The sequence below is a fragment of the Cyanobium sp. NIVA-CYA 375 genome (assembly GCF_056108345.1).
On sequence record NZ_JBSYHW010000129.1, the window covers coordinates 1 to 3,738 of the forward strand.

The 3,738-nt window shown below is 62.1% G+C and carries 6 protein-coding genes; 4 read left to right on the forward strand and 2 right to left on the reverse strand.

Features of this window, described 5'->3' with window-relative positions; all coding sequences use genetic code 11:
* The coding region (locus AC01FP_RS16410) for a beta-barrel domain-containing protein (protein WP_474481739.1) at positions 1 to 544 on the forward strand (544 nt) is incomplete at its 5' end.
* Positions 545 to 602: 58 nt separating this feature from the next.
* On the opposite strand, the gene AC01FP_RS16415 is transcribed toward AC01FP_RS16410, so the two are convergent.
* Both AC01FP_RS16415 and AC01FP_RS16420 read right to left on the reverse strand, forming a co-directional pair.
* Complete coding sequence (locus AC01FP_RS16415; protein WP_474481740.1) at positions 603 to 1,088, reverse strand: HIT family protein; 486 nt, start codon at positions 1,086 to 1,088, stop codon at positions 603 to 605.
* Between the two features lie 26 nt (positions 1,089 to 1,114).
* Positions 1,115 to 1,567, reverse strand: a complete 453-nt coding sequence (locus AC01FP_RS16420) for a secondary thiamine-phosphate synthase enzyme YjbQ (RefSeq protein ID WP_474481741.1) — start codon at positions 1,565 to 1,567, stop codon at positions 1,115 to 1,117.
* Between the two features lie 68 nt (positions 1,568 to 1,635).
* On the opposite strand from AC01FP_RS16420, the gene AC01FP_RS16425 reads away from it, so the two are divergent.
* From AC01FP_RS16425 to AC01FP_RS16435, 3 genes are all read left to right on the forward strand, one after another.
* The gene (locus AC01FP_RS16425) at positions 1,636 to 1,875 is read left to right on the forward strand and encodes a hypothetical protein (protein ID WP_474481742.1); all 240 of its coding nucleotides are present in this window, start codon (positions 1,636 to 1,638) and stop codon (positions 1,873 to 1,875) included.
* Positions 1,872 to 2,330 carry a thiol-disulfide oxidoreductase DCC family protein gene (locus AC01FP_RS16430; RefSeq protein ID WP_474481743.1) on the forward strand — a complete coding sequence of 153 codons (459 nt, stop codon included), beginning with the start codon at positions 1,872 to 1,874 and terminating at the stop codon, positions 2,328 to 2,330. Before AC01FP_RS16425 ends, AC01FP_RS16430 begins: the two co-directional genes overlap by 4 nt.
* A partial coding sequence (locus AC01FP_RS16435) for a phytoene desaturase family protein (RefSeq protein WP_474481744.1) occupies positions 2,330 to 3,738 on the forward strand: 1,409 nt, incomplete at its 3' end. The genes AC01FP_RS16430 and AC01FP_RS16435, both read left to right, overlap by 1 nt.

Below are 3,738 nucleotides of genomic sequence, written 5' to 3' on the forward strand. Positions count from 1 at the left end.
CTCCCTCAGCGGTGTCGAGGAGCTGAAAAAGACCATCAGCCTGCGCCAGACAGAACTAGCGGAAGTAAATCGTGCCGTCGCCAGCACGGTGCTGCGCGCACCGACTACCGGTTCACTGCTCGAGATTGCAGTCCGCCATCGAGGCCAAGTGCTCAGGCCCGGAGACGTAATCGCCACCATCGCCCCCAACACCGGGCCATTGCAAGTGAACGTGCAGGTGCCCGGCAGTGAGATCACACCAATTCGCACCGGTCAAACAACCCACATGCGCGTGGAGGGGTGCCCCTATTCCGACTTCGGCGTGCTGCCAGGTCGCGTCACCGCCATCGCCGCTGACGCCTCGCAGGCCCAGCCAGCCGCGAACGGCGCAGCAGGTCCGGGCACCTATCAGGTGGTGGTGCAGCCGAATCGGACCGAACTGATGCAGCGGCTGCGGCGCTGCGCCCTGCGGCCTGGCATGCAGGTGCAAGCGGATGTGGTGACGGGCCGCACAAGTGCCATGACTGCCCTGATGCGCAAGCTGCGAGTGTTGCAATCGCTCTGAAAACACACAGGAGAGCGTTTCCAGCAGACCGATTTCATCAGCTTGGTATCCAGCGGCGCTACACCGACTCCAGGCTTGACGGCCCTCCAAGAGAATTGAGATCTAAGCGATCTCGGCTCCTAGCTACCAGCTCAGCCACTAATTGCGGAGCAGCAGCAACACGTTCACCGCCGCCCACTGCCCGGTAGTGATCCGCAACCGACCAGGCAGCCGTGCGTGGATCATTGGCAAAGCGCGGAATCAGGTGCAGGTGTAAGTGGGGTGCCCCTTCGCCAAAAGCAATCGCATAAACCCTGTCGCAGCCGGTTTGCTCTCGCACCAGGGCGCTGGCCTGGCGCACGGCTAGCCCCCAGGAGGCAGCTTCTTGGTTGCTGAAGTCAGCTGGCCCAGCGAGGTGGCGGCGACTGTCGAGCAACAGCCAACCCACTAGGGGAGAAGGATCGGGGTGGTGTCGCAACAGCCAAAGCGATCCGCGGCCGATTTCGTAGGTGCCCCGCGCTGAGCTGTCGTCATGGGCGCGGCAAATAGGGCAGCAGTTGCTCATAACTCCATTCTCATCAACGGGCAGCATTAAGAGCCCAACAGATGCACAGTTAATAGCCGCTCGCTGCCGCAGCGGCGATGCTCCCACAGATAGAGCGCCTGCCAGGTGCCGAGCAGCAAGCGGCCCGCCTCAAAGGAGAGACTCAGCTGGCTGGTGGTCAGCGCCGTTCGGATGTGGGCGGGCATGTCATCTGCCCCCTCATCGGCATGCACATAGGGAAGCAGTTCACCCCGGCCGCTTACCGAACGGATGCCCTCCTCCGGCACCAGGGCCCGGAGATAGGTGGCAAGATCGCGCAATACACGCGGATCGGCGTTTTCGTTGATGATGAGACTGCACGAGGTATGCAGACAAACCAAGTTCAGCAGCCCCTGCTGCATCTCACTGGCCGCTAAAGCGGCATTAAGACGGCCGGTGAGATCCGTGAAGCCCTCGCCTGGGGTCACCACCCGCATGGTCTCGAGGCTTTGGCGCAGCATGAGGTCAAGGCTGGAGTCAACACCTGCCTAGCATTATGTGATGTGATCAACTGACCTGGGTGACTGCCATGCGCCTACTACTGCCCCTATTGATTGCATTGCCCGGCCTTGCCCTTGCAGCCCAACCGGCCCAGGCCCAGCGACAGGTGCCAAAGATTGGCGATATTTGCCCAATGGGATACGTAGACATGCTGAACGGCAAGTGCAGCACCTTGGGCCTGATGAACTACACGGTGCAGCCCACCAACGGCAAGGCCTGCCCATCGGGCTGGATGAACGTGGGCGGTAACTACTGCCGCAAAAAGTGAGCCCTACCTTGAGCGAGCCAGGTTCCAACGAAGCCCATACCCCAGCCCTCACCCTGCTTTACGACGGGGGCTGCCCCCTGTGCCTGCGAGAGGTGAAGCTGCTTGGTCGCAAAGACTGGGAGCGCCATGGCCAGCAGCTGAAGCTCGCTTTCGTTGACATCGATAGCGCCGAATACAACCCAGATAGCTACGCCGGCATCAGCTATCGAGAAGCCATGGGGCGCATTCACGCCATTGATTCAGGTGGAGCCGTGCTGCGCGACGTCGCGGTGTTCCAGCGCGCATACGACCTGATCGGCCTGGGCTGGCTTTATGCCCCAACCCAGTGGCCCCTACTGCGCCCCTTGGCCAACATCACCTACGGCATCTGGGCAGGCCTGCGCCTGCGGCTCACTGGACGACCCAGCCTGGAAAGCCTCTGCCATGCACGCAGTGGTACGTGTCGGAGCGACTAATGCGACAGGAAGTCGACTTGGTGGTGATCGGCAGCGGCCTTGGTGGTTTGTGTGCCGGAGCCCTTGCGGCTCGCTACGGGCTAGAGGTGCTGGTGTTAGAGGCCCACAGCGTGCCCGGGGGAGCGGCCCATGGATTTAGCCGCCAAGGGCTCCAGTTTGAATCTGGTCCCTCCCTTTGGTCTGGGCTAGGCCGCTGGCCAAGCAGCAACCCCCTGGCGCAGGTTCTACGGGCCATAGGTGAAACAGTGGCTGTGGCCAGTTACCGAGACTGGGGGCTGCTGCTCCCAGAGGGGCAGCTGCGTGTCGAAGTAGGCCTCGACCCCTTTCTCGAGGTGGTGCGCCAACTGCGAGGGCCGGCCGCCAGCGACGAATGGGCCCGCTTTATGCGGGTGCTTGAACCAAGCTGCCGGGCGGTACGTGCCTTGCCCCTGCTAGCAATACGGCCGGGCCTGGGGCTGGCCACAACCCTCGGGGGGCAAGCCCTTGGTCTACTAGCCCAGGCGGGCACTCTTGCCAAATTAGGTGGTGCCTTTGGCCCCTTGGCAAGGCGTCACCTCAGTGATCCTTTCCTGCTCCATTGGGTTGATCTGCTCTGCTTCCTGATCTCAGGACTGCCGATGGATCAAACCAGCGCAGCGGCAATGGCCACCCTGTTTGGCGAGTGGTTCGAACCCGGAGCCTGCCTCGACTACCCGCTCGGAGGCAGCGCTGCCGTGGTGGCCGCCCTGCAACGGGGTATGGAGCGCCATGGCGGCAGCCTGCATACCAACACGCCTGTAGCAGAAGTCTGCCTTGAGCACAAACGCGCCGTTGGGGTGCGGCTACATGACGGCTCCATGATTCGAGCCCGGCGGGGGGTAATCAGCAACGCCAGCCCCTGGGACACCTTGGCCCTAATCAATCCGCGAGAGATACCTAGCAGCTGGGGCAAGAAAGTATCAAACACTCCCGCCTGTCATGGATTTTTGCATTGGCATCTCGCCCTGCGGGGAGAGGATCTCCAGCACCTGCCTGTGCATCACGTGTGGGTAGGAGATTGGCAACGGGGCATCGCAGCGGATCGCAACATGGTGGTGTTGTCGATGCCATCCCTGCTCGATCCCCATCTGGCACCACCAGGCCAGCATGTACTGCACGGCTACACCCCGGCCAATGAACCATGGCACCTGTGGGAACACCTGCAGCGGGGCACCCCTGAGTACAAGGCACTTAAAGCAGAACGCTGTGCGGTGTTTCATCAGGTGCTTGATCCCCTAATCCCGGATTGGCGAGAGCGGCTGGTGCTGGAACTACAGGGCACGCCACTCACCCACCAGCACTACCTGCGGGTCAAACGAGGAAGCTACGGGCCCGCCTGGCCGGCAGATAAGGGCCCATTTCCAGGGGGTGAGACGCCATTCGAAAACCT

Coding starts and splice junctions, on each gene's coding strand:
- AC01FP_RS16415 (WP_474481740.1), bottom strand. CDS start 1,088: ATGAGCAACTGCTGCCCTATTTGCCGCGCCCATGACGACAGCTCAGCG.
- AC01FP_RS16420 (WP_474481741.1), bottom strand. CDS start 1,567: ATGCTGCGCCAAAGCCTCGAGACCATGCGGGTGGTGACCCCAGGCGAG.
- AC01FP_RS16425 (WP_474481742.1), top strand. CDS start 1,636: ATGCGCCTACTACTGCCCCTATTGATTGCATTGCCCGGCCTTGCCCTT.